This is a genomic window from Stakelama pacifica, assembly GCF_004361835.1.
GTDB classification, from domain to species: domain Bacteria; phylum Pseudomonadota; class Alphaproteobacteria; order Sphingomonadales; family Sphingomonadaceae; genus Sphingomonas; species Sphingomonas pacifica.
Genome location: NZ_SNWD01000001.1, coordinates 421,002 through 444,245 on the forward strand (window position 1 = coordinate 421,002; position 23,244 = coordinate 444,245).

Sequence of the window (23,244 nt, forward strand, 5' to 3'; positions counted from 1 at the left end):
CTTTACCGACACCCCGCGGCTTTTCTCTTATTGCTCGACGAGATGACCGTCCTGAAGCCGGACCACCCGGTCCATTCGTCGCGCCAGTCGCTCATTATGCGTAGCGACCAGCGCCGCCGATCCCTCTTCGCGCACAAGCCGCAAAAATTCGGCGAGCACCACATCGGCGGTCTGTTCGTCGAGATTGCCGGTGGGTTCGTCGGCCAGCACGATCGCCGGGCGATTGGCAAGCGCTCGGGCAACCGCCACCCGCTGCTGCTCGCCGCCCGACAGCTGATTGGGCCGATGGTCGAGCCGCTCGGCAAGCCCAAGCGCGGTGAGCAACGCAGTCGCGCGCATCTGCGCCTCAGCGGGAGCGGTGCCGTAGATCAGCTGCGGCAGCAGCACATTTTCATGCGCGTTGAAATCCGGAAGCAGATGGTGAAACTGATAGACAAAGCCCAGCGCATCGCGCCGCAATTCGGTACGGCCATGGCTGTCGAGCTTCGCCGCCTCTCGCCCTTTGATGCGGATCGACCCTTCGAACCCGCCTTCCAGCAGCCCGACCGCCTGAAGCAGTGTGGACTTGCCCGAACCCGACGGCCCAAGCAGCGCAACGATCTCGCCCGGAGCGATGCTCAGGTCCGCACCGCGCAGCACATGGATCACTGCCTGACCCTGACGGAAGCTGCGTTTCAGCCCGGTGGTGGAAAGAACCGGCTCATTCATAGCGCAATACCTGTACCGGATCGGTGCTCGCCGCCTTGAACGCCGGATAGAGCGTCGCGAGCACACTGAACGTCAATGCCATTAATACGATACCAACCACTTCTACCGGGTCGGTCTTGGCGGGAAGTTCGGTCAGATAGCGCATCGAAGGGTCCCATATCTCCTGTCCGGTGACGAGACCGATCAGCTGCACCATCCCCTGACGAAATTCGATCAGCAGGAAACCGAGTACCAGCCCGGTTCCGATGCCCAGTGCACCGATCGTGGTACCCACGGTCATGAAAATTCTGATCAGGCTCGCCCGCGTCGCGCCCATGGTGCGCAGGATCGCGATGTCGCGCGTCTTGGCGCGTACCAGCATGATCAGCGACGAAAGGATGTTGAATACCGCCACCAGAATGATGATAGACACGACGGTAAAGGTGACCAGCCGATCGACCTTCAACGCCTCGAACAGCTGCGCGTTCATCGTTTTCCAGGTCGAAACCTGTGCTTCGTCGATATAGCGGCGGGCCAGCGGCGCGACGATCTGATCGACCTTATCGGCGTCAACCGTGTCGAGTTCGACCATGCCGATATTGTCACCCATCAGCAGCAGGGTCTGTGCATCCTGCATCGGCATGATGACGAACTGTTTGTCGTAATCATAGACGCCGACTTCGAAAATCGCGGCGACGCGATAGGAAACGATGCGCGGTACAGTGCCGAATGGCGTCGCCGGTCCCTGCGGGCTGATCAGCGCGATTTCGCTGCCGATGTTCGCGCCGAGCGCCTGAGCAAGGCGGGAACCGATCGCGATATTGCCACTGCCGGGGGTCAGCTGTTTCAGGCTGCCGACCTTCACATTATCGGCGATGGTCGGGTTGTTAAGAATGTCCTGCTCGCGCATCCCGCGCACCAGCACGCCCTCAACCCGGCCGGAATAGCCGGCCATCAGCGGCTGTTCGATCAGCGGGGTGGCGCTGGTGATCCCCGGTGTCCGCTTGGCCTGCGCCACGATCGCGCGCCAGTCGGGTAGCTGATTGTCATAGCCCTGAATGACGGCATGGCCGTTCAAACCGACGATCTTGTCGAACAGCTCCGCACGAAAGCCGTTCATCACGCTCATCACGACGACAAGCGCGGCGACGCCGAGCGTCACTGCGACCAGACTGATCGAGGCAACCATGAAGATAAACGCCTCGCCGCGTCCAGGTAGCAGATAGCGGCGGGCGATCATCCGCTCGTAACGCGACAATAGCATTGGTCTGAAAATTCCCGCCATCCGTTGATCGACGCCGCTCTAGGCGTGCACGTCGCGGGTTGCAATGTGTGCTGTTGCCAAATGAACACAGGATGAAGCCATCTTCGAAGACACCCCCGAATCCGAATGACAAGCGCCCGGCAGCTGCGTAGCATTCATGTCATCGGAACACAGGCAAAAGGCCGTGGTTCGGGGAGGGCCGCACCGCCCCACTGGCGTCAGATCCAGTGAGAAGGCGACGGTCAACCAAGGGGGCTGACGAGCATTCGTCACGCAGACGCCCGGGTCGGAAACGGCCCGGGCGTTATGCGTTGCGGGATACGCTTTCAACATTGCATATCCGTGGCGTTTCACCCCGTCGACGCAGCCGGCACGCAAGATGCCTGCCAAAATCGTCTGTTACCCGGCTCAGGCGAGATAGCGCCTCTTGAAACCATGGTTAACCGAACCAAATAAAGGTCACGCGACGCCACATTCGGGTCGCGCCAGTTCCGGGATCGCGCAGCATGCGGATTTCCGGACGGACGTACATTTTGCTCATTGGAGGATATGAACCATGCGTCAGTTTGATTTGACCCCCTATCGTCGTTCGGCCATCGGCTTCGATCGGCTGTTCGACATGCTCGAAACCAATGCGCGTCAGGCGACCGGCGACAATTACCCGCCGTTCAATCTGGAGCGGATTGCAGAGAATCATTATCGTATCACGATTGCGCTTGCGGGATTCTCTTCGGATGAAATCGACATTACCGCGCATCAGAATACGCTGGTGGTTGCCGGTAAGAAGGAAGAGAAAGAGGAGGACCGGGGTCGGTTTCTCCATATCGGCATCGCCAATCGCAGTTTCGAACGCAAGTTCGAGCTGGCCGACTTTATCCGCGTTGACGGCGCCAATATGAGCGACGGCATGCTGACCATCGATCTGGTCCGCGAAGTGCCTGAAGCAATGAAGCCGAGAAAGATCGATGTTCGTCAGGGTTCACCTGAAGCGATCGAACATCGTGAACCCGAAACGGCACCCCAGGCCGCCAACGCGGCCTGATCTTCACATCGCTTGAACGCGGCGTTTTCACTCCCTTTAGCGCCGCGCCAAGGAGGCGCCCGGAATAGTCCGGGCGCCTTTTTCCTTATACGATCAGACCAGTCGGCTCTGCCGCACCGCCGCTTCGATAAAGCTGCGGAACAAAGGATGCGGATCGAAAGGTTTCGATTTCAGCTCAGGATGGAACTGCACCCCGATAAACCAGGGGTGATCGGGACGCTCGACGATTTCGGGAAGCCGCCCGTCGGGCGACATGCCGGAAAATACCAGACCGCCCTTTTCCAGAACGTCGCGATAATGGGTGTTCACTTCATAGCGATGGCGATGGCGCTCCGAAATATCCTTCGAATTATAGATTGAAGATACGACGCTGTTGCCGTCGAGCTTCGCCGGATAGGCACCAAGCCGCATCGTACCGCCAAGGTCGCCGCCGGCTTCGCGCTGCTCGACACCCTCCTGCGTCATCCATTCGGTGATCAGACCGACAATCGGTTCGGACGTTTCCCCGAATTCGGTTGAAGACGCATTTTCGATACCGCCGAGATTACGTGCGCCTTCGATACAGGCCATCTGCATGCCGAAACAGATCCCGAAATAGGGAACGTTGCGTTCGCGCGCGAAGCGAATGCTGGCGATCTTGCCTTCCGCGCCGCGTTCGCCGAACGCACCGGGCACCAGAATGGCATGACACGGCTCCAGCGCCGCAGCGACCTCGCTCTCGTCGCCCTCGAACAGTTCGGCGTCGATCCAGCGGACATTGACCTTCACCCGGTTCGCGATGCCGCCATGCACCAGCGCTTCGTTGAGCGACTTATACGCATCCTGAAGGCCGACATATTTGCCGACCACACCGATGGTCACTTCGCCTTCCGGGTTGGTCAGGCGATCGACGATATCGGTCCAGCGCGACAGGTCGGGCGAACTGCCCGGCTCCTCACCGAATGCACGCAGCACTTCGGTATCGAGGCCCTCGCCATGATATTGGAGCGGCACCGCATAGATGCTGGGCGCATCAAGCGCGGGGATAACCGCGCCTTTGGGCACGTTGCAAAACAATGCGATCTTGGCCCGCTCGCTTTCGGGAAGCGGCTGTTCGGCGCGGCAGACCAGCACATCGGGCTGCACGCCCAGCGAGGCGAGCTCGCGCACCGAATGCTGGGTCGGCTTGGTCTTCAGCTCGCCCGCGGCCGAGATATAAGGCACCAGCGTCACATGCACGCTGATCGAATTCCCGCGGCCCAGTTCGTTACGCAGCTGACGAATCGCCTCGATGAACGGAAGCGACTCGATATCACCGACCGTCCCGCCGATTTCGCACAGAACGAAATCGAGGTCGTCGGTCTCGGCGGTGGCGAATTGCTTGATCGCATCGGTGACGTGCGGGATGACCTGCACCGTCGCGCCCAGATAATCGCCGCGCCGTTCGCGCTGAATGATCTGGCTATAGATCCGGCCCGACGTGACATTGTCCGATTGACGCGCGGAAACGCCGGTAAAGCGTTCATAATGGCCGAGATCGAGATCGGTCTCCGCCCCGTCATCGGTGACGTACACCTCGCCATGCTGATAGGGAGACATGGTGCCGGGGTCGACGTTCAGATAGGGGTCGAATTTGCGAATCCGCACGCGATAGCCGCGCGCCTGCAGCAGCGCCGCGAGGCTTGCCGCCATAAGACCCTTGCCGAGCGAAGACACCACGCCGCCGGTGATGAAGATATACCGCGCCATGGGGAGAATTGCCTAGCGTTCAAGATTATGGTTCGGCAAGCGCAATGATGCGCCTGCCGGCGAAAAAAAGATGAACGGTGCGAAACGCCTTATTGGGCGAGCGGCACCGATCCGTTGTCCTGCTGTGTTTCGGTTGCCGGAGCAGCGACATTCGTATCGCTATTGCCCGGCGCAGCCTGCAACGGCGCGCTCTGCTCAGCCGGGCTGGTCGCCAGCGAAGTGTCGATTTTCGACGACCCCCGCGTCGCCGCGACGAAAGCAAGCACGATGCTCATCGACACGAACAAGGTCGCCAGAACCGCGGTAGCACGGGTCAGGAAATCGGCCGCGCCGCGCGCCGACATCAGGCCGCCGGGACTTCCGCCCGACGCGAGGCCGCCGCCTTCCGACTTCTGCATCAGGATGACCGTGACGAGCAGTGCCGCGATGATGGCGTGGACGACGAGAAGCGTGGTGAACAGCATGGACCTTGGACAACCGATTTAGCGAGAAAGCGGCGACATAGGCCAGGCCCGCCGCGCAATCAACCTGGGGTGGTAAACATCATGAAAACAAAAGAGACACGCGCCTGAAACCCGAAGCCTTCGCATACGTTGGACGGACGATGCCCTTATTTCCACCGGGCTTATAACGGTAAGAGTGATCGATGTGAATGCTTACGCGGAAAAACCGCTATCCTCGTGGATGAACACGCTTATCGGCTATGTCCGATCGGGTGAGCCCGACCTCACCAACCGCCAGATGGCGCTGTTAATGCTGGTCTATCTCGAATCCGGGCCGCATACGGTACGCGGACTCGCCCATGCGTTGAATGTTTCGAAACCTGTTGTTACGCGCGCCTTGAACAGATTAGGTGCGCTCGGCTATCTCCGCCGCCAGCGTGACGATACCGACAAGCGAAACATCTTCGTTGCGCGCACCACGAAAGGGGCAGAGTTTCTTGCAGAGTTCGGGCATTTCGTCGCCGGCGAACATATCGACGACCACCACCGCCAACGGGCAGACGCGTAGCCGTTTCGCGCTGTCGGGTCGTTCGGCGCATATCGATTCACGTATTCAGGCGGCGCGGCGCGATCTTGCCGACGTGCGTCTGGCTGACCGTGTATTCGCACCCCATTATGCGGCACCGATCGCGCATGTCGTCACCGCGCGGGGCCCGCTTTATGCTGATAAACAATGCAGCGACATTCTGTCCGAATGCCTGATCGGCGAACGATTCGACGTTCTGGAAATCGTTGGAGATGTCTGCTGGGGCATTAATTGCGTCGATGGCGCAGTGGGCTATATCTATCGTTCGCAACTGGGCGCAGCGGCAAAATGCCCGTTGATCGTTACTGCATTGCAGACGGCGGTTCGCGCCAAGCCAGCGACCGGCGCAGCCGCCCTCGACACCTTGCCGATGGGCACCCGGCTGCCCGCTGCCGATGCAAGCGGATGGATCCCGCTGGGCAAGGGATTCGTATCCGCTGAGGATGCTGCACCCTGCCCTGTGTCAAAGTCAGGCGATTTTGTCGCGATCGTTGAGGCGTTGCTCGGTGTGCCGTTCGTTCCGGGTGGTCGGTCGGGTGCCGGAGTTTCGCACGATGGCCTGATTTTTCTCTCGCTGATGATGGCAGGTATCGTGGCGCCGCGTTTCGCCGATCTGCAGGCGGAGTCGCTTGGCGACGAGGCGCAGGGCTCCGAACGGCGCGGCGATCTGCTGTTTTTTGATGGCCATGCTGCGATTGCGTTGGATTCGGACCATGCAATCCATTGTGACCCCGTGCGGGGTGCTGTAGTGCGCGAACCGATCGCGGGGCTGAGTGGCCCGGATCGCTTCGGACCTGTAACCGCGAGACGCAGGGTGACCGCATGACAAAGACCGTTTTTGTTGACGGGGCCGCAGGCACGACCGGCCTCGAAATCCGGCAGCGTTTGTCCGCAAGCGACGCCTTCACGCTGGTCACGCTCGATGAAGCGCAGCGCAAGGATGCCGGTGCCCGGCGCGAGGCATTGAACGATGCCGATTTCGTCATTCTGTGCCTGCCGGACGACGCCGCCCGCGAGGCGGTAACGCTGATCGACAATCCGCGCACCCGGGTAATCGATGCGTCGAGCGCGCATCGCGTGGCGGAGGGATGGGTCTATGGCCTTCCCGAACTCGAACCGGGGCAGCAGGATCAGATCGCGGGCGCTGCACGGGTGACCAATCCCGGCTGCTGGCCGACCGGCTTTCTGCTGCTCATCCGTCCGCTGGTTCGTGCGGGGCTGGTCCCGCACGACTGGCCACTCGTCTATGGCGGCGCATCGGGCTATTCGGGCGGCGGCAAAGCGATGATCGCAGCGTTTGAAGGCGATGGTGAGGATAAGGACCCCACCGCCTACCGCGCCTATGGCTTCGGCATGGCACATAAACATTTGCCCGAAATGCAGAAACATGCGCGGATCGCGAGCCCGCCGCTTTTCCTGCCCGCCGTGGCCCGCACCTATCGCGGTATGCTTTCCGAAATCGGCCTGCCGCTGCATGCGCTTCCCCGAAAGCCGTCAGTCGCAGCGCTCGATTCGGCGCTGCGCGATGCCTATCGCGAATGCGCGCTGGTACGCGTGACCGAGGGTGCCGAGGCAGCGCTTGTCCGCATCGAGGATGATGCCGGAACCGACCGGATCACGCTTCGCGTATCGGGCAATGGCGAAACCGGTCAGGCAAGGCTGACCGCCACCTATGACAATCTGGGCAAGGGCGCGGCTGGCGCTGCAGTGCAAAATCTGAATATCATGGCGGGGAGCGACCCCGTTTCCGGCCTGACCGTCTGAACGGCCCGACCGTAACCATCAGGCCGGAACCGGCCATCAGAACAAGGAGTGCAGACGTGGCAAGTCCTGCCGGCAAGTTGCTTTTATTCGGCGCCACGGGCGATCTGGCGCAGCGTATGCTGATACCCTCGCTCTATGGCCTGCATGCCGACGGATTGTTGCCGGAAGGGCTGACGATTACCGGCACGGCGCGGTCGGACCATGACGATGCCGGATATCGCGAATTCGCGCGCGCGGCGCTGGACGAACATCTGCCGACTGATCGGAAGGATGCCGCGGCGATAGAAACGTTCCTCACCCGGCTGCACTATCAGCCGCTTGATGCTTCGACGCTGGAAGGGTTCGACGAACTCGCCGAAAAGCTGGGCGATATTTCGGGTGGTCTTGCCATCTTCCTGTCGACCGCCCCCTCGCTGTTCGGGCCGACGATCAAGGGGCTGGAGTCCGCAGGGCTCGCCGGCCCCAACGTCCGGATCGGTCTCGAAAAGCCGCTCGGCCACGATCTGCCGTCAAGCCGGGAAATCAACGATATTGTCGCCGAGGTCTTTCCCGAAGACCGCACCTTCCGCATTGACCATTATCTGGGCAAGGAAACGGTGCAGAACATCATGGCGCTGCGCTTCGGCAATGCGCTGTTCGAACCGGTCTGGAACGCGCAGGCGATCGAACATGTTCAGATCACCATTTCGGAGACGGTCGGGCTGGAAGGCCGCGCGGATTATTATGACGGATCGGGCGCGCTGCGCGACATGGTGCAGAACCATGTCCTGCAACTGCTCGCCCTGATCGCCATGGAGCCGCCCGCCAAGATCGACGGCACCTCAATCCGCGACGAAAAGGTCAAGGTGCTGCGCTCGCTACGCCCGATCACCTCGGAGCTTGCGCCGCAAATGACCGTCACGGGCCAATATGGCAGCGGCGCGGTCGGCGGAAAGCCGGTGGGCGCATATGACGAAGAACTGGGCCGCCCCTCCGACACCGAGACCTTTGTCGCGCTGAAAGCCAATATCGACAATTGGCGCTGGCAGGGCGTTCCCTTCTATCTTCGCACCGGCAAGCGGCTTCCCGAACGCTATTCGGAAATCGTCATCCAGTTCAAACCGGTGCCGCATTCGATCTTTTCCGAACGCGGCGGGATTTTGCAGCCCAACACGCTGGTCATCCGCCTGCAACCGGAAGAATATGTCCGCCTGCTGGTGATGGCGAAGGAACCGGGGCTCGACCGTGAGGGCGTTCGCCTGCGCGAAGTGCCGCTTGACCTGTCGCTGACCACCGCCTTTGCCGGAGCGCGGCGCCGTATTGCATATGAGCGCTTGCTGCTCGACCTGATCGAGGGCGACCCCACGCTGTTCGTCCGCCGCGACGAAGTCGAAGCGCAATGGGGGTGGATTGATCAGATCCGCGCAGGGTGGAAAGCGAACAACATGACCCCCAAAAAATACACCTCGGGGAGCTGGGGCCCGTCGACCAGCATTGCGCTGACCGAACGCGACGGCGTGACCTGGTACGAATGAAGCGGGATACGGGATCGGCGACCGGTCCCGCCCGTTCCACAAATATTACAGCATGAGTTCAGGATTTTATGACCGAGATCGAATGGTGGGACTATGACAGCCCGTCCGAAATGGCAGAGGCCGTCGCAGGCGATGTGCGCTTCATCATCGAAAGCGCGATCGAAGCACGCGGCAGCGCGGTCATCGCGCTTCCCGGTGGCAAGACCCCTCAGCCGATTTTCGAACTGCTGGCGCAGGCGAAGCTCAACTGGCGCAAGGTGACGATCGTTCCGACCGATGACCGGCTCGTCCCCATGGGCGATCCGCTGTCGAACATCACGATGATCGGCAAGACGTTCGTGCCGCTCGGCGCCCGTGTGTTTCCGATCACCAGCGAAGCGGCGGAAGATTATAAGGCTGCAGGTCGCGCGGCTGATGCGCGGCTTCAGGATCTGCGCTGGCCGCTCGATCTGTGCCTGCTGGGCGTCGGCGGTGACGGCCATACCGCGTCGATCTTTCCCGGCCCCGACCTCGACGAAGCACTGAACGGCCCGTCGGAACGCCGGGCGCTCGGTGTCCGCCCCGATCCGCTGCCGCCCGAAGCGCCGGTCGATCGCGTCACCCTGTCGCTCGCTGCGATCAAATCGGCGGCTGCGTTGATGATCGCGTTTACCGGCGACCAGAAAAAGCAGGTTCTTGAGGCTGCGATCGAAGAGGGTGTCGGATCGCCCTACCCCATCGGCCGCGTGCTGGGCGCTGCCGAACTTCCCGTCGACATTCACTGGAGCCGTTGAAGCCATGACCCTGCACGCCGAACTTGCCGCCGTTACCGACCGTGTGATCGAAGCGTCGAAGGAACGACGCAAGGCCTATCTGGAACTCATCCGCCGGGAGCGTGAAAACGGCGTGGATCGTCCGCGCCTCGGCTGCGCGAACCTCGCCCATGGCTATGCCGGAACCGATGAACAGCGCGACCAGATGAAGGATTCGCGCCGGATGAATGTCGGCATCGTCACTGCCTATAATGACATGCTCTCGGCGCATGCGACTTATTATCGTTACCCCGAACAGATGAAGGTCTGGGCACTGCAGGCGGGGATCACGGCGCAGGTGGCCGGCGGGGTTCCGGCGATGTGCGACGGCGTGACGCAGGGCTATCCCGGCATGGAATTGTCGCTGTTCAGCCGCGACACGATTGCGCTGTCCACTGCCGTCGCGCTGTCGCACGGCATGTTCGAAGGCGCTGCGCTGCTCGGCATTTGCGACAAGATCGTACCGGGCCTGTTGATGGGCGCGCTGCGCTTCGGTCATTTGCCGATGGTGATGATCCCAGGCGGGCCAATGCGTTCGGGCCTTCCCAACAAGGAAAAAGCGCGGGTCCGCGAACTCTATGCCGAGGGCAAGGCGAGCCGCGAGGAATTGCTCGAAGCCGAGATCGCTGCGTATCACGGCAAGGGCACCTGCACCTTTTACGGCACCGCCAATTCCAACCAGATGATGATGGAAGCGATGGGCCTGCACGTCCCCGGCGCTGCCTTTGCCAATCCGGGCACCAAGCTGCGCCAGGAACTGACGCGCGAGGCAGTGCAGCGGCTCGCGCAGATCGGATGGGAAGGCGATGATTATCGCCCCGTCGGCGAAGTCGTCGACGAACGCGCGATCGTCAATGCGGCGGTCGTGCTGCTCGCGACGGGCGGTTCGACCAACCATCTGATCCATTTGCCCGCGATTGCCCGCTCGGCCGGGATCGTGCTCGATTGGGAGGATTTCGACCGGCTGTCGAAGGTCGTGCCGCTCATTACGCGCGTCTATCCGAACGGATCGGCGGATGTGAACATGTTCGAAGATGCGGGCGGCCCGCCCTTCGTCATTCGCGAGCTCACCAAAGCAGGGTTGCTTCATAACGATATTCTGACGATCGCGGAAAAAGGCTTTGCCGCGTACGGCACCAAGCCGGCGATCGAGGACGACAAGCTCGTCTGGAACGAATTGCCCGAAAAGAGCGGCGACGATGCCGTTGTCCGCACCGTCGACAATCCCTTCTGGCATGAAGGCGGCTTCCGTATCCTCGCCGGCAATCTCGGCCGGGCCTGCATCAAGATCAGCGCGGTCGAGGAAGATCGCTGGATCATCGAAGCACCGGCCCGCGTTTTTTCCGATCAGCAAGCGGTGCAGGATGCGTTCAAGGCAGGCGAGCTCGACAGGGATGTCGTCGTGGTCGTCCGCTTTCAGGGGCCGAAGGCGAACGGCATGCCCGAACTGCACAAGCTCACCCCGCCTTTGGGCGTCCTTCAGAATCGCGGCTTCCGCGTGGCGCTCGTCACCGACGGCCGCATGTCGGGAGCGAGCGGCAAGGTGCCCTGCGCCATTCATACCTCGCCCGAGGCAAAGGGCGGCGGCCCGCTGGGCAAGGTACGCGACGGCGATATCATTCGCGTCGATGCGGTCGCCGGAACGCTGGAGGCCAAAGTGCCTGCCGCGGAATGGGATGCGCGCGAGCTTGCGCCCGCCCCTGCCGAAGCGATGGGCACGGGCCGCGAAATCTTCGCATTGATGCGCCATGGCGCAAACGAAGCCGAGCAGGGCGCGTCCGCGCTGCTCGCCGAATCGGGGCTGTAAGACCAGATGACAGAAATCGTTTCGATCGATATCGGCGGCACGCATGCGCGTTTCGCCATCGCCGAAGTCGCGAACGGGCGCGTGCTTTCGCTCAGCGAGCCGGTGAAGATGAAAACGGCTGAACATGCCAGCCTGCAAATGGCGAAACAGGCCTTTGCCCGGATTATCGATCGTCCGCTGCCCCGAGCGGCGGGAATCGCTATTGCCTCCCCGATCGGCGGTGAGGTCATCAAGCTGACCAACAATCCATGGGTGTTTCGCCCTGCGTTGATCAACGAACGGCTTGAGGTCGATAGCTGGAGCTTGATCAACGATTTCGGCGCGGTCGGCCATGCGGTGGCGCAGCTGTCGGACGATCACTTCATCCATGTCTGCGGCCCCGATCAGCCTTTTCCCGATCACGGCTCAATTACCGTGTGCGGCCCCGGCACGGGGCTGGGCGTCGCACAGGTGTTTCGGCATGGCGGCGGCTATTCGATCATCGAGACCGAAGGCGGCCATATGGATTTCTCGCCGCTGGACGCGATCGAGGATGCGATCCTTCAGCGGCTTCGCAAGGCGTTCAACCGCGTATCGGTCGAGCGGATTGTCGCCGGGCCGGGGATCGTCGCGATTTACGAGGCGCTGGCGAAGATCGAGGGGCTGTCGGTGCCCAGCCGCGATGATCGCGAAATCTGGGATATGGCGCTCAACGGCAATGACAGCATCGCCAACGCGGCGCTCGATCGTTTCTGTCTTGCGCTTGGTACGGTAGCAGGCAATCTGGCGCTCGCACACGGCCCGAAGGGCGTCGTTCTCGCGGGTGGGCTCGGCTATCGGCTGAAGGACCGGCTGCTGCAATCGGGGTTCGAAGATCGTTTCGTCGCCAAGGGCCGGTTTCAGTCGCTGATGCGCTCGATTCCCGTCAAACTCATCACCCATCCCGAGCCCGGCCTGTTCGGTGCCGCAGCCGCCTATGCGCAGGAGCATAACCAGTGAAAATCAGTGAAATCATGCAGGTCGCGCCGGTCGTTCCGGTGCTGGTCGTCCACGATGCCGCCGACGCACAGCCCATCGCAAAGGCGCTGGTGGCGGGCGGTATTCGGGTGCTCGAAGTGACCATGCGCACTCCCGCCGCGCTGGAGGTGATGGCGGAGATGAAAAAGGTCGAAGGCGCAATCGTCGGGGCCGGTACGGTCGTCAGCGCGGCACAGGCGGCGCAGGTTATCGACGCGGGCGCAGAATTTATCGTCTCGCCCGGACTTACCGAAAGCGTTGCGCGGCCAATCATCGATGCGGGCGTCCCCTTCCTCCCCGGCATCGCCAATGCGAGCGACATCATGCGCGGGCTGGATCTTGGCCTCGACCATTTCAAATTCTTCCCCGCCGAAACGTCGGGCGGGCTGAAAGCGCTGAAGGCGCTGGCGGCACCGTTCGGCCAGTGCCGTTTCTGCCCCACCGGCGGGATCAGCGAAGCGAGCGCGCCCGAATGGCTGGCGTTCGAACCGGTCCTCTGTGTCGGCGGAAGCTGGGTGGCGAGTGGTACGCCCGAGGAGATCGAAGCAAAGGCTAAGGCGGCTTCGCAACTGGGTCGGTGACATTGCAGCCGGGTGCGCGAGGCAATCCGCACCCGGCATTTTCATGGAAAGCTTTCTACATTTCCCCGCGCGCGCGCCGGATCGCGTACCATTTCTTCACATTGCGCTCATGTTCTTCCAGCGTTCTGGCGAAGACATGCCCGCCGGTGCCGTCGGCGACGAAATAGAGCGCATCGCTCTTCGCCGGGTGCAGCGCAGCATCGATCGATGCGCGCCCCGGATTGCAGATCGGCCCGATCGGCAGCCCTGCCATGGCATAAGTGTTATAGCCGTTGCGCGCCTCCAGCTCGGACCGCAAAATTCTGCGTCCCAGCGGCTTACCCTTTGTGATCGGGTAGATCACCGTCGGATCTGCTTGCAGCCGCATGCCTTCACGCAGTCGGTTCGAATAGACTGCAGCAATTTCACGCCGTTCTTTGGGCTTTCCCGTTTCTTTTTCGATCACCGAAGCGAGGATTAGCGCCTCGCGCGGCGTCTTCGCTACCGTATCGGGCGATCGCTTCGCCCAGGCAGCGTCGAGATATTGCACCATGGCGCGCTGCATGCGCTCCAGCACCTGACGGCGGCTGTCGTTGCGCTGATAGCTATAGCTGTCGGGCAGCACCGTTCCTTCGAGCGGGACGTCGAGCTCGCCTTCAAGCTCAGGCGCTGCCATCAACCGCTCGCGAACCAGTATCGAGGGCAGGCCTTCCGGTATGGTGACGAGGCGCCGCAGCGCATCGCCCTTCTGCATCATCTCCAGAATGTCGGACTGGCTGGCATGCGCCGGGATGCGATATTCGCCTGCCCTGATCGGCGTGCCGCCGCCAAAGACTTTCGAAAGCAACACGAAGCGGCGTGCGGAGCGAACCGCACCCGCTTTTTCCAGCGCGCCCGCCGCATCGGTGAGCGTCGATCCCTCGCGCACCACGACGCTGCGCTGTTCGGGCAACGGCCCGGCGCCGCCCCAAAGTTGCGCCACGCCGAACAGCGCAGCGCCGCCGAGCAGGACGATCGCGAGGAGAAGACACCCAACTTTGCGCATATTTCCTCCCGCAACGCCCGCTCAGCGAAACGCTATCAGATCGCTTTCATCACCAGCGAAGCATTGGTGCCGCCGAAGCCGAAGCTGTTGTTCAGAATCGCCTTCACCTTACGCTCCTTCGCCTTATGCGGAACCAGATCGACGCCCGCGCAATTCTCGCTCGGATTGTCGAGGTTCAGCGTCGGCGGAACGATTTGATCGCGCATCGCAAGGATGCAGAAGATGCTCTCCACCGCCCCTGCGCCGCCCAGCAGATGGCCGATCGCCGATTTTGTCGAGCTCATCGACATGGTCTCGATATCGTTCCCGAACAGACGCCGCACCGCGCCGAGTTCGAGTTCGTCACCCATCGGCGTCGAAGTGCCGTGCGCGTTGACATAGTCGATGTCGGAAAGGTTCAACCCCGACTTTTTCACCGCCATCTGCATCGAGCGCAATGCGCCCGACCCTTCGGGATGCGGTGCGGTGACGTGATAGGCGTCACCCGACATGCCATAGCCGACGACCTCAGCGTAAATTTTAGCGCCGCGCGCCTTTGCTCGCTCATATTCTTCCAGCACGACAACGCCCGCGCCTTCGCCCATCACGAAACCATCGCGCCCCTGATCCCAGGGACGGCTGGCGCGCGTAGGGTCGTCGCGGAACCCGCCCGAAAGCGCGCGCGCCTGACCGAATCCGGCGATTCCAATGGGGCAGATCGCCCCTTCAGCGCCGCCCGCCAACATGACATCGGCATCGTCGAGCGCGATCATCCGCGCAGCATCGCCGATCGAATGCGCTCCGCTGGAACAAGCCGTCACCACCGCATGGTTCGGCCCCATCAGACCGTATTTGATCGACACCTGACCCGATATCAGGTTGATCAGACGACCATGAACGAAGTGCGGCGAAACACGCTTCGGTCCCTTATGCTCAAGCACCAGCGATTCGCTTTCGATGCCCGGCAGACCGCCGATCCCTGCACCGATCGAACAACCGGCGCGGAAGCGCTCTTCCTCGCTCATATCGGTCAGCCCGGCATCCTCGATCGCCTGACCGGCCGCATCGATCCCGTACACGATGAACGGATCGACCTGGCGCTGAATCTTGTGGTCGACGCGCTTGCCCGCATCGAAGCCATATTCGTGATCGGCCGGTTTGACCTCGCACGCATAATTGGTCTGAAAATCGGTCGCATCAAAGCGGGTAATCGTCGCCGCTCCGCTTTTTGAAGCGATGATATTCTTCCAGGTCGTTTCCACATCCCCGCCCAGCGGGGTGACGAGGCCAAGGCCGGTTACGACTACGCGGCGCATTCGATCTCTCCGTATTTTCTACAAAAACGAACGGCTTCCCGCCCCGGTTTGCAGCCGGGCCGGAAAGCCGTCTGTATCACGCGGTCGGCCCGATGGGCGATCTCGCGAAAGGGCCGATCAGCCCTGATGCTCGTCAATATAATTGATGGCATCCTTGACGGTCGTGATCTTCTCGGCCGCTTCGTCCGGAATCTCAACGCCGAATTCTTCTTCGAACGCCATTACCAGCTCAACGATATCAAGGCTGTCGGCGCCCAGATCGTCGATGAAGCTCGCATCCTCGGTCACCTTGTCGGCTTCGACGCCGAGATGCTCGACGACGATCTTGCGCACGCGATCGGCGGTCTCGCTCATTATCCCTTTTCCTCTTCTGACTGGGTATTCAAATACTCGAACGCACCTAGAACGGCATGCCCGCCCTGACAAGTGCCGGAGCATGTCATAGCCCGAATTCAGGCGCCTTTATATTCCGGTTCGGCGTAATTCCGCCGATTTTTTCGCCGAAAATAAGCGCCGAATCACAGCATCGCCATGCCGCCGTTCACGTGCAGCGTCTGACCGGTGACATAGCCTGCCTCCTTGCTGGCAAGATATACGGCGGCAGCGCCGATATCCTCACCCTCACCCAGCTTGCCCGCCGGAATGCGCGCCGTCAGCGCTTCCTTCTGCGCATCGGGCAGGACATCGGTCATCGCCGACCGGATAAAGCCCGGCGCGATGCAATTCACCGTAACGCCGCGGCTCGCCAGTTCCTGCGCCACAGCCTTGGACATGCCGACCAGCCCGGCCTTGGACGCGGCATAATTGGCCTGACCCGGATTGCCGGTAGCGCCGACGACCGAGGTGATAGAGACGATGCGACCGAAGCGCGCCTTCATCATCGGCTTGGCAGCAGCGCGGATCAGGCGGAATGCGGCCTCAAGATTGACCCGGATGACCTGCTCCCATTCCTCATCCTTCATTCGCATGGTGAGGTTGTCGCGGGTCACGCCCGCATTGTTGATCAGGATGTCCAGTTTGCCGAGCGCTTCCACCGCCTGCGGCACCAGCGTATCGACTGCGCCCGCATCCGACAGGTTGCAGGGCAGCGCGACATGATCGCCGCCCAGCTCGGCCTTGAACGCCTCCAGCTTCCCGACATTGGAACCCGACAGCGCAAGCCGTGCGCCCTGCGCGCTCAACGAGCGCGCGATTGCAGAACCGATCCCGCCGCTCGCGCCTGTCACCAGCGCGGTCATTCCCGAAAGGTCGAACATCTAAATCTCCTTAAAGGCGCTTCGCGAGCGCTTCGATATCATCCATCGTGACCACGCTGGTCTGTTCGCTGTCGGCTGCGGTGCGCTTCACCATGGGAGCGAGCACCTTGCCGCCCAGCTCGATAAAGTCGGTGACGCCCGCTTCGGCCATCGCCAGCACCGATTCGCGCCAGCGGACCATGCCGGTGACCTGTTCGACCAGCAACGCGCGAATCGTATCGGGATCGGCGACCGGGGCCGCTGTTACATTGGCATAGACCGGCACCAGCGGCGCACGAAGCTGCGCATCGGCCAGCGCCTTTTGCATCACATCGGCGGCAGGCTGCATCAGCGGACAGTGGAACGGCGCTGATACCGGAAGCAGGACCGCGCGCTTCGCTCCCATTTCTTTAGCCAGCGGCACCGCGCGTTCGACTGCCGCCTTTGCGCCCGAAATCACGACCTGTCCCGGGTCATTATCGTTCGCCACGCTGCACACTTCGCCTTCGGCGGCGGCATCGGCGATCTGCTGCGCCTTGTCGCGGTCAGCGCCGAGGATCGCTGCCATCGCGCCCTCGCCGACCGGCACCGCGGCCTGCATCGCCTCACCGCGCCGCCGCAGCAGCCTGGCGGTGGTGGCGAGATCGATCGCATCGGCGGCGCACAGCGCGGTATATTCGCCAAGGCTGTGACCGGCGACAAAATCGGCTTTGTCGGCAAGGCGGATGCCGCCTTCTTTCTCCAGCACGCGCAGCACCGCGATCGCATGGGCCATGATAGCCGGCTGCGCATTCTGGGTTAGCGTCAGTTCGTCCGCCGGGCCTTCGGTCATCAGGCGAAACAAATTCTGGCCGAGCGCTTCATCCACTTCACCGAACACATCGCGCGCCGCTTCGCTCGCCTCGGCCAGCGCCTTACCCATGCCGACGGCCTGACTGCCCTGACCGGGAAAGAGGAACGCTCGCATATTGCTCTCCTGATGATAAGTTCGTTGGGCGCGCGGATTAAGCGGGATTGCAGCGAAGGTCAAAGCGCGCCGTGATGTCAACGCAGGGGTTGCAAACCACGCCCATTTGTCGCATAGGCGCGCGCTTCGGGTGGCCGGCGACGGCCGGTCATCCGGAACCTTGCAATTCGGACGACAGCCGGAGGGACGTATCGCATGGGGCGGACGTCAGCAATCGGCCAACATTAAGGAAAGACGCATGGCTCTGTATGAGCATGTGTTCCTTGCGCGCCAGGATCTGGCACAGGCGCAAGTGGACGCACTGGCGGAAACCGCCACCAAGATCATCGAAGACAATGACGGCAAGGTCGTCAAGACCGAGACCTGGGGTCTTCGCAGCCTCGCTTACAAGATCGCGAAGAATCGCAAAGCGCATTTCGTGATGCTCGAAATCGACGCACCGACCGGCGTTGTGGCCGAGCTGGAGCGTCAGACGGCGATCAACGAAGACGTGATCCGTTACATGACCGTCCGCGTGGACGAGCATGAGCAGGGCCCGTCGGTGATGATGCGCAAGAGCGACCGCGACGGACGTCGCAGCCGCCGCGACCGCGATAACGACTGAGCTATAGGAGGCTAGCACATGGCACGACCATTTTTCCGCCGCCGCAAGAGCTGCCCCTTTTCGGGCAAGGATGCGCCGCAGATCGATTATAAGGACGTTCGTCTGCTGCAGGGCTTCGTGTCCGAGCGCGGCAAGATCGTTCCCTCGCGCATCACCTCGGTGAGCGCCAAGAAGCAGCGCGAACTGGCCAAGGCCATCAAGCGCGCCCGTCATCTGGGCCTGCTGCCCTATATCGTGAAGTAAGGGAGCCAGACCCATGGATATCATTCTGCTCGAACGCGTCGAAAAGCTCGGCGGTATCGGCGATGTGGTGACGGTGAAGGACGGCTATGCCCGCAACTTCCTGCTCCCCAACCGCAAGGCGCTGCGCGCCAACGAAGCCAACAAGAAGGTCTTCGAAGCCAATCGTGAGCGGCTCGAAAAGGAAAACGCTGAGAAGCGTAGCGAAGCCGAACAGGAAGCCAAGAAGGTCGACGGCACGCAGGTCGTCCTGATCCGTCAGGCATCGGGCGCTGGTCAGCTGTACGGTTCGGTCGCGGTCCGCGACGTCATTGAGGCGCTTGAGAACGAAGGTCACAAGATCGCGCGTTCGCAGGTCGTTCTCGACAAGCCGATCAAGACCATCGGCCTGTTCGACGTTCGCGTGGCGCTGCACCCCGAAGTGGCCGTGACCATCAAGGTCAACGTCGCTCGCTCGCCCGAAGAGGCCGAGATGCAGGAGCAGGGCATCGACGTCATGGCGGCGATGTTCGAAGAATCGCGCGACACCAGCGGTTTCACCGAGAAGCGCGACCCCAATCTCGAACCCGGCGAAATCGCTTCGGACGAAGACGAAGCGGCAGACGCCGAAACCACGGAAACCGGCGAAGCCTGATCGGCATCGCCCTTTTCGGGTCATGAAAAAAGGCCGTCCGGTTCTGCCGGGCGGCCTTTTTCGTTGCGTTCAAAATTTGTCGTTCGTGTCAGGTGGTGGTCATACAGGCACCGATCACCGCGACGAGCGGGATCAGCGACAGTACTACCGGCATGATCTTGTTCATTCCTGTCTTCCCTTCGTCGCGATCAATGCACGTCATACGGAAAGGTTGCGCGAGAATGAACAGTAATTTTGCAGTGCAGCATAAACGTCGGGGTGCCCGAGCCTATAATGCCCAGCGCACGGCACGACGAAATTCGGCGGTTCCGTTTTTGGTATAGCAGCGCCCATGCGCGAGAATGATGCGCTCCGGCCGCCAGTCCAGCATCGTGCGAACCGCGCGCCGCACCTCAGCTTTGTGCCGCCGGAAGGTCAGGCGCAGATCGATCGGCATCTTGCCATCAGGATCGAGCGGACCGCTCAGCCGCATTGCCATGCGCAGCCAGCGCGACTTCACCCGCTTCGGCTCGAAATTCTCGATCAGATCGGTCAGAATCAGTGTTCGCGACGCGCGATGCAAAAAATCGGCCTCGGTAACGACGCTTCCCGGCACCAGCACCTGATCGATCGCCCCGGACCATTCGGACGGCGCGGCGTCGCGCAGCACCCGATGCTCCGGCAACGGGCGCTTTGCCGTTTCGGCCCGTCCCGGTACGGCAAAGACCTCAGCCTCCGGGAAACGCTCCTTCCAGTCGGGCACCCACCAATAATGGATGCTGTTCGGCGCGATCAGGAAGCGCACGGGCGCCAGTGCTGCGACTGCGTCCATGAGCGCAGCATCGTTTCCCGTCGGCGAATGGACCCACAGACCGCCATCGGGAAGCCGCACAATCGTCATGCGCGTCGGAAAGGGGATCGAGGTAAACAGCCAGTCCATACGGATTTCCGGGCCATCCACGATCCAGACATCATCGCCGAACGGCTTCAGAACCATCAGCGGCGCATAGGGACGATATGCCGTTTCCGTCATGCTCACTTCCTTCCGAACAGTTTCTCGACATCGGCCATGCCCAGCTTCACCCACGTCGGGCGGCCATGGTTGCACTGGCCCGAATGCGGGGTTGCCTCCATTTCCCGAAGCAATGCGTTCATTTCCGCGACCGACAGCACCCTCCCCGCCCGAACCGATCCGTGGCACGCCATGGTGGCGGCGACGTGGTCGAGCCGCTCTTTCAGGCTCAGTGCCTGATCATAAGCGGCAAGTTCATCGGCAACGTCGGTGACAAGGCCGGTGACATCGCCGCCGCCCAGCATCGCCGGAGTCGCGCGGACCAGCATCGCGCGAGGCCCGAAGCGCTCGAGTTCCAGCCCGAATTCGGCAAGCTCCGTTATTCGTGCTTCGAGGCGGTCACAGGCGCTTTCGTCCAGTTCGATGACTTCGGGCATCAGCATGGCCTGCGCTTTCACCCCGCTGCCCGCCATCGCGGCACGCATCCGTTCGAGCACGAGCCGTTCGTGCGCTGCATGCTGGTCGACGATGACCAGCCCGTCGGACGCCTCGGCGATGATATAGGTTTTGGCGACCTGTCCGCGCGCGACGCCCATCGGGAAGTCTGCGCCCGAGGGGACATGTGCGCTCGCCGTTTCGGCACGGGCCTGCGGCGCGGCGAAGAGATATTCGGGGCGTCGGTCAGCGACCGAGGAAAGTGTCTCACCCTCGTAGCGGGGCATGGTCCATCCCGCCGGCGGAGGAGGCGAAGCGAAAAAGGACGGCGAACGCGCGGCTTCCTCCTGCTGGCGCCGCCGCACGTCCTCCTCGGTCTGCCAGGCGGCGAGCGCCGATTCGGCCGGACGCTGAACGCTGCGATGCCCCGCCTCGTCGAGCGCGCGGCGGATGCCGCTGACGATCAGACCGCGCGCAAGCTGCGGATCGCGAAAGCGAACCTCGGTCTTGGCGGGATGGACGTTCACATCGACTTCGCTCACCGGCAGATCGAGGAACAGCGCAACCACGGCATGACGATCGCGCGCGAGCATCTCAGCATACGCGCCGCGCACTGCGCCGGTCAGCAGCCGGTCCTTTACCGGGCGGCCATTGACGAACAGATATTGATGATCTGCGACTCCCCGGTTGAAGGTCGGCAGACTCGCCACCCCGCCGAGCCGCATCTGACCACGTTCCAGATCGATCGCCACACTATTCTCGATGAGCGCCCGGTCGGTGAGTGCGGCGACGCGTTCAGGCCCCGTCTCGCCCTCCTGCACGCTCAGCACGCGACGCCCGTCATGCTCCACGCTGAAGGCGATATCGGGACGCGCCATGGCGAGCCGGCGCATCACATCCATCGATGCGGCATATTCGCTGCGCGCCGAGCGCAGGAATTTGCGGCGGGCGGGCACGCGCGCGAACAGCGACTCCACCCGGATTCTTGTGCCCGGCGGCAAGGCGGCGGGGCCTTCGCGCTCCAGCGTCCCGTTATCGACGATGCGCTGCCAGCCCTCTTCACCGCGCACCCGGCTTTCCAGCGTCAGCCGCGCGACACTGGCGATTGAGGGCAGCGCCTCACCGCGAAACCCCAGAGTGGTAACGGCGTCGATCGCATCATCGGGCAGTTTCGAAGTTGCATGGCGTTCCAGCGCGAGCGCCATTTCGGACGGAGACATGCCGCAACCGTCATCAGTCACCTCGATCAGGTCCGTGCCCCCGGCAGCGATCCGGACAGCGATTCGACGCGCCCCGGCATCGATTGCGTTCTCAACGAGTTCTTTCAACGCACTGGCGGGTCTTTCCACCACCTCGCCTGCGGCTATACGATTGACTAGATGCTCTGGTAGACGGCGTATTGACATGCACGCCGCTGTAGCCCAAGCGGCGCCATCCCGCGACCCGATTGCGCCAATTTTCCGATGCCGGACGATCACCGGCGCCGACCGGGTCCGAAGCGATGTTTGTGCGACCTTCCGACAGCCGGGCTGCTGCGGTAAAAGACGGAAAAATAGATGGTATTCTCCCGCTTTTTCAAATTCATGTCTCACGATATGGCAATCGACCTGGGCACCGCCAATACGGTGGTCTATCTGCGCGGTCGCGGCGTCGTGCTGAATGAACCGTCGGTGGTCGCGGTGGAAACGCTTCAGGGCGTTCGCAAGGTGAAGGCGGTCGGTGACGACGCCAAGCTGATGATGGGCAAAACGCCCGGTACCATCGAAGCGATTCGCCCGCTTCGTGACGGCGTGATCGCCGATATCGATGTTGCCGAGCAGATGATCAAACATTTCATTACCAAGGTGAATGGCGGCAAGCATCCGATGCCCTGGCGTCATCCGCAGATCGTGATCTGCGTGCCGTCGGGCTCGACCTCGGTCGAACGGCGCGCGATCCGCGACGCCGCATCGAATGCCGGCGCATCGCAGGTCTGGCTGATCGAGGAACCGATGGCCGCCGCAATCGGTGCCGACATGCCAGTCACCGAACCGATCGGTTCGATGGTGGTCGATATCGGCGGCGGCACCACCGAAGTCGCAGTCCTTTCGCTGCGCGGCCTTGCCTATTCGACGTCGGTGCGCGTCGGCGGCGACAAGATGGACGAAGCGATCGTTTCCTATGTCCGCCGCAACCACAATCTCCTGATCGGCGAAGGCACGGCCGAGCGGATCAAGCAGGAAGTCGGCACCGCCAAGCCGCCGAGCGACGGCATCGGCCAGACGATCCATATCAAGGGTCGCGACCTGGTAAACGGCGTGCCCAAGGAAATTCAGATCAATCAGGGCCAGATCGCCGAAGCCCTCTCTGAACCGGTCGGCACGATCGTCGAAGGTGTCCGGATTGCGCTTGAAAACACTGCGCCCGAACTGGCCGCCGATATCGTCGATCAGGGTATCGTGCTGACCGGTGGCGGCGCGCTGCTTGCCGGGATCGACGAAATACTGCGCGATGAGACAGGCCTGCCGGTGACGGTTGCCGAAGAGCCGCTGACCTGCGTCGCGCTCGGCACGGGGCGTGCGCTGGAAGATCCTGTATTTCGCGGCGTATTGCTCGCCGTATAACCCTTTAAGAAAG

General features: G+C 62.1%; 24 protein-coding genes. 13 read left to right on the top strand and 11 right to left on the bottom strand.

Annotated features, from left to right (window positions below):
* Positions 1 to 27 precede the first annotated feature (27 nt).
* On the bottom strand, positions 28 to 708 hold the full coding sequence (locus EV664_RS01885) for an ABC transporter ATP-binding protein (RefSeq protein WP_133493983.1): 681 nt from the start codon (positions 706 to 708) through the stop codon (positions 28 to 30).
* Positions 701 to 1,951, bottom strand: a complete 1,251-nt coding sequence (locus tag EV664_RS01890) for a lipoprotein-releasing ABC transporter permease subunit (RefSeq protein ID WP_133493984.1) — start codon at positions 1,949 to 1,951, stop codon at positions 701 to 703. The genes EV664_RS01885 and EV664_RS01890 overlap by 8 nt, the downstream gene beginning before the upstream one ends.
* Before the next feature lie 556 nt (positions 1,952 to 2,507).
* On the opposite strand from EV664_RS01890, the gene EV664_RS01895 reads away from it, so the two are divergent.
* Entirely contained in the window at positions 2,508 to 2,993 is a 486-nt protein-coding gene (locus EV664_RS01895) for an Hsp20 family protein (protein WP_133493985.1), read from the top strand.
* 93 nt (positions 2,994 to 3,086) lie between these two features.
* On the opposite strand, the gene EV664_RS01900 is transcribed toward EV664_RS01895, so the two are convergent.
* Positions 3,087 to 4,721 (bottom strand): CTP synthase, encoded by a 1,635-nt coding sequence (locus tag EV664_RS01900; RefSeq protein WP_133493986.1) that lies wholly within the window; start codon positions 4,719 to 4,721, stop codon positions 3,087 to 3,089.
* A gap of 89 nt (positions 4,722 to 4,810) precedes the next feature.
* Complete coding sequence (secG, locus tag EV664_RS01905) at positions 4,811 to 5,182, bottom strand: preprotein translocase subunit SecG (protein WP_133494218.1); 372 nt, start codon at positions 5,180 to 5,182, stop codon at positions 4,811 to 4,813.
* Positions 5,183 to 5,405: 223 nt separating this feature from the next.
* On the opposite strand from secG, the gene EV664_RS01910 reads away from it, so the two are divergent.
* The 8 genes from EV664_RS01910 (at position 5,406) to eda (ending at position 13,203) form a co-directional block, all read left to right on the top strand.
* The gene (locus EV664_RS01910; protein WP_133494219.1) at positions 5,406 to 5,732 is read left to right on the top strand and encodes a MarR family transcriptional regulator; all 327 of its coding nucleotides are present in this window, start codon (positions 5,406 to 5,408) and stop codon (positions 5,730 to 5,732) included.
* Positions 5,662 to 6,576, top strand: a complete 915-nt coding sequence (locus EV664_RS01915) for a C40 family peptidase (RefSeq protein ID WP_133493987.1) — start codon at positions 5,662 to 5,664, stop codon at positions 6,574 to 6,576. The genes EV664_RS01910 and EV664_RS01915 overlap by 71 nt, the downstream gene beginning before the upstream one ends.
* Positions 6,573 to 7,514, top strand: coding sequence for an N-acetyl-gamma-glutamyl-phosphate reductase (argC, locus tag EV664_RS01920; RefSeq protein ID WP_133493988.1), 942 nt, complete (start codon positions 6,573 to 6,575; stop codon positions 7,512 to 7,514). Before EV664_RS01915 ends, argC begins: the two co-directional genes overlap by 4 nt.
* Positions 7,515 to 7,570: 56 nt before the next feature.
* Complete coding sequence (gene zwf / locus EV664_RS01925) at positions 7,571 to 9,028, top strand: glucose-6-phosphate dehydrogenase (protein WP_133493989.1); 1,458 nt, start codon at positions 7,571 to 7,573, stop codon at positions 9,026 to 9,028.
* A 68-nt stretch (positions 9,029 to 9,096) separates the two neighbouring features.
* Positions 9,097 to 9,801, top strand: coding sequence for a 6-phosphogluconolactonase (gene pgl, locus EV664_RS01930; protein WP_133493990.1), 705 nt, complete (start codon positions 9,097 to 9,099; stop codon positions 9,799 to 9,801).
* Between the two features lie 4 nt (positions 9,802 to 9,805).
* Positions 9,806 to 11,626, top strand: coding sequence for a phosphogluconate dehydratase (edd, locus tag EV664_RS01935; RefSeq protein ID WP_133493991.1), 1,821 nt, complete (start codon positions 9,806 to 9,808; stop codon positions 11,624 to 11,626).
* 6 nt (positions 11,627 to 11,632) lie between these two features.
* On the top strand, positions 11,633 to 12,604 hold the full coding sequence (gene glk / locus EV664_RS01940) for a glucokinase (protein ID WP_133493992.1): 972 nt from the start codon (positions 11,633 to 11,635) through the stop codon (positions 12,602 to 12,604).
* A gap of 14 nt (positions 12,605 to 12,618) precedes the next feature.
* Positions 12,619 to 13,203: a bifunctional 4-hydroxy-2-oxoglutarate aldolase/2-dehydro-3-deoxy-phosphogluconate aldolase gene (gene eda, locus EV664_RS01945; RefSeq protein WP_133494220.1), complete on the top strand. Its 585-nt coding sequence runs from the start codon at positions 12,619 to 12,621 to the stop codon at positions 13,201 to 13,203.
* 55 nt (positions 13,204 to 13,258) lie between these two features.
* Here the strand turns inward: eda and mltG are convergent, their stop codons facing one another.
* The 5 genes from mltG to fabD all read right to left on the bottom strand — a co-directional run bounded on the left by mltG (position 13,259) and on the right by fabD (position 17,724).
* Positions 13,259 to 14,227, bottom strand: coding sequence for an endolytic transglycosylase MltG (gene mltG / locus EV664_RS01950; protein ID WP_133493993.1), 969 nt, complete (start codon positions 14,225 to 14,227; stop codon positions 13,259 to 13,261).
* Between the two features lie 35 nt (positions 14,228 to 14,262).
* Positions 14,263 to 15,522: a beta-ketoacyl-ACP synthase II gene (gene fabF, locus EV664_RS01955; RefSeq protein WP_133493994.1), complete on the bottom strand. Its 1,260-nt coding sequence runs from the start codon at positions 15,520 to 15,522 to the stop codon at positions 14,263 to 14,265.
* A 117-nt stretch (positions 15,523 to 15,639) separates the two neighbouring features.
* A complete protein-coding gene (locus EV664_RS01960; protein WP_133493995.1) occupies positions 15,640 to 15,876 on the bottom strand; it encodes an acyl carrier protein in 237 nt (78 codons plus the stop codon).
* Between the two features lie 164 nt (positions 15,877 to 16,040).
* Positions 16,041 to 16,778: a 3-oxoacyl-[acyl-carrier-protein] reductase gene (gene fabG, locus EV664_RS01965; protein ID WP_133493996.1), complete on the bottom strand. Its 738-nt coding sequence runs from the start codon at positions 16,776 to 16,778 to the stop codon at positions 16,041 to 16,043.
* Between the two features lie 10 nt (positions 16,779 to 16,788).
* Positions 16,789 to 17,724 (bottom strand): ACP S-malonyltransferase, encoded by a 936-nt coding sequence (gene fabD / locus EV664_RS01970; protein ID WP_133493997.1) that lies wholly within the window; start codon positions 17,722 to 17,724, stop codon positions 16,789 to 16,791.
* A gap of 238 nt (positions 17,725 to 17,962) precedes the next feature.
* On the opposite strand from fabD, the gene rpsF reads away from it, so the two are divergent.
* The 3 genes from rpsF to rplI are packed head-to-tail and all read left to right on the top strand — an operon-like array spanning position 17,963 to position 19,202.
* Complete coding sequence (gene rpsF, locus EV664_RS01975) at positions 17,963 to 18,328, top strand: 30S ribosomal protein S6 (protein ID WP_133494221.1); 366 nt, start codon at positions 17,963 to 17,965, stop codon at positions 18,326 to 18,328.
* A gap of 18 nt (positions 18,329 to 18,346) precedes the next feature.
* The gene (gene rpsR, locus EV664_RS01980) at positions 18,347 to 18,571 is read left to right on the top strand and encodes a 30S ribosomal protein S18 (protein WP_133493998.1); all 225 of its coding nucleotides are present in this window, start codon (positions 18,347 to 18,349) and stop codon (positions 18,569 to 18,571) included.
* A gap of 13 nt (positions 18,572 to 18,584) precedes the next feature.
* Positions 18,585 to 19,202: a 50S ribosomal protein L9 gene (gene rplI / locus EV664_RS01985; protein ID WP_133493999.1), complete on the top strand. Its 618-nt coding sequence runs from the start codon at positions 18,585 to 18,587 to the stop codon at positions 19,200 to 19,202.
* A gap of 268 nt (positions 19,203 to 19,470) precedes the next feature.
* On the opposite strand, the gene EV664_RS01990 is transcribed toward rplI, so the two are convergent.
* Both EV664_RS01990 and mutL read right to left on the bottom strand, forming a co-directional pair.
* Positions 19,471 to 20,214: a DUF4336 domain-containing protein gene (locus tag EV664_RS01990; protein ID WP_133494000.1), complete on the bottom strand. Its 744-nt coding sequence runs from the start codon at positions 20,212 to 20,214 to the stop codon at positions 19,471 to 19,473.
* A 2-nt stretch (positions 20,215 to 20,216) separates the two neighbouring features.
* On the bottom strand, positions 20,217 to 22,034 hold the full coding sequence (gene mutL, locus EV664_RS01995) for a DNA mismatch repair endonuclease MutL (RefSeq protein WP_133494001.1): 1,818 nt from the start codon (positions 22,032 to 22,034) through the stop codon (positions 20,217 to 20,219).
* 150 nt (positions 22,035 to 22,184) lie between these two features.
* Between mutL and EV664_RS02000 the strand changes: the two genes are divergently transcribed.
* Complete coding sequence (locus tag EV664_RS02000) at positions 22,185 to 23,231, top strand: rod shape-determining protein (protein ID WP_133494002.1); 1,047 nt, start codon at positions 22,185 to 22,187, stop codon at positions 23,229 to 23,231.
* Positions 23,232 to 23,244: the final 13 nt, after the last annotated feature.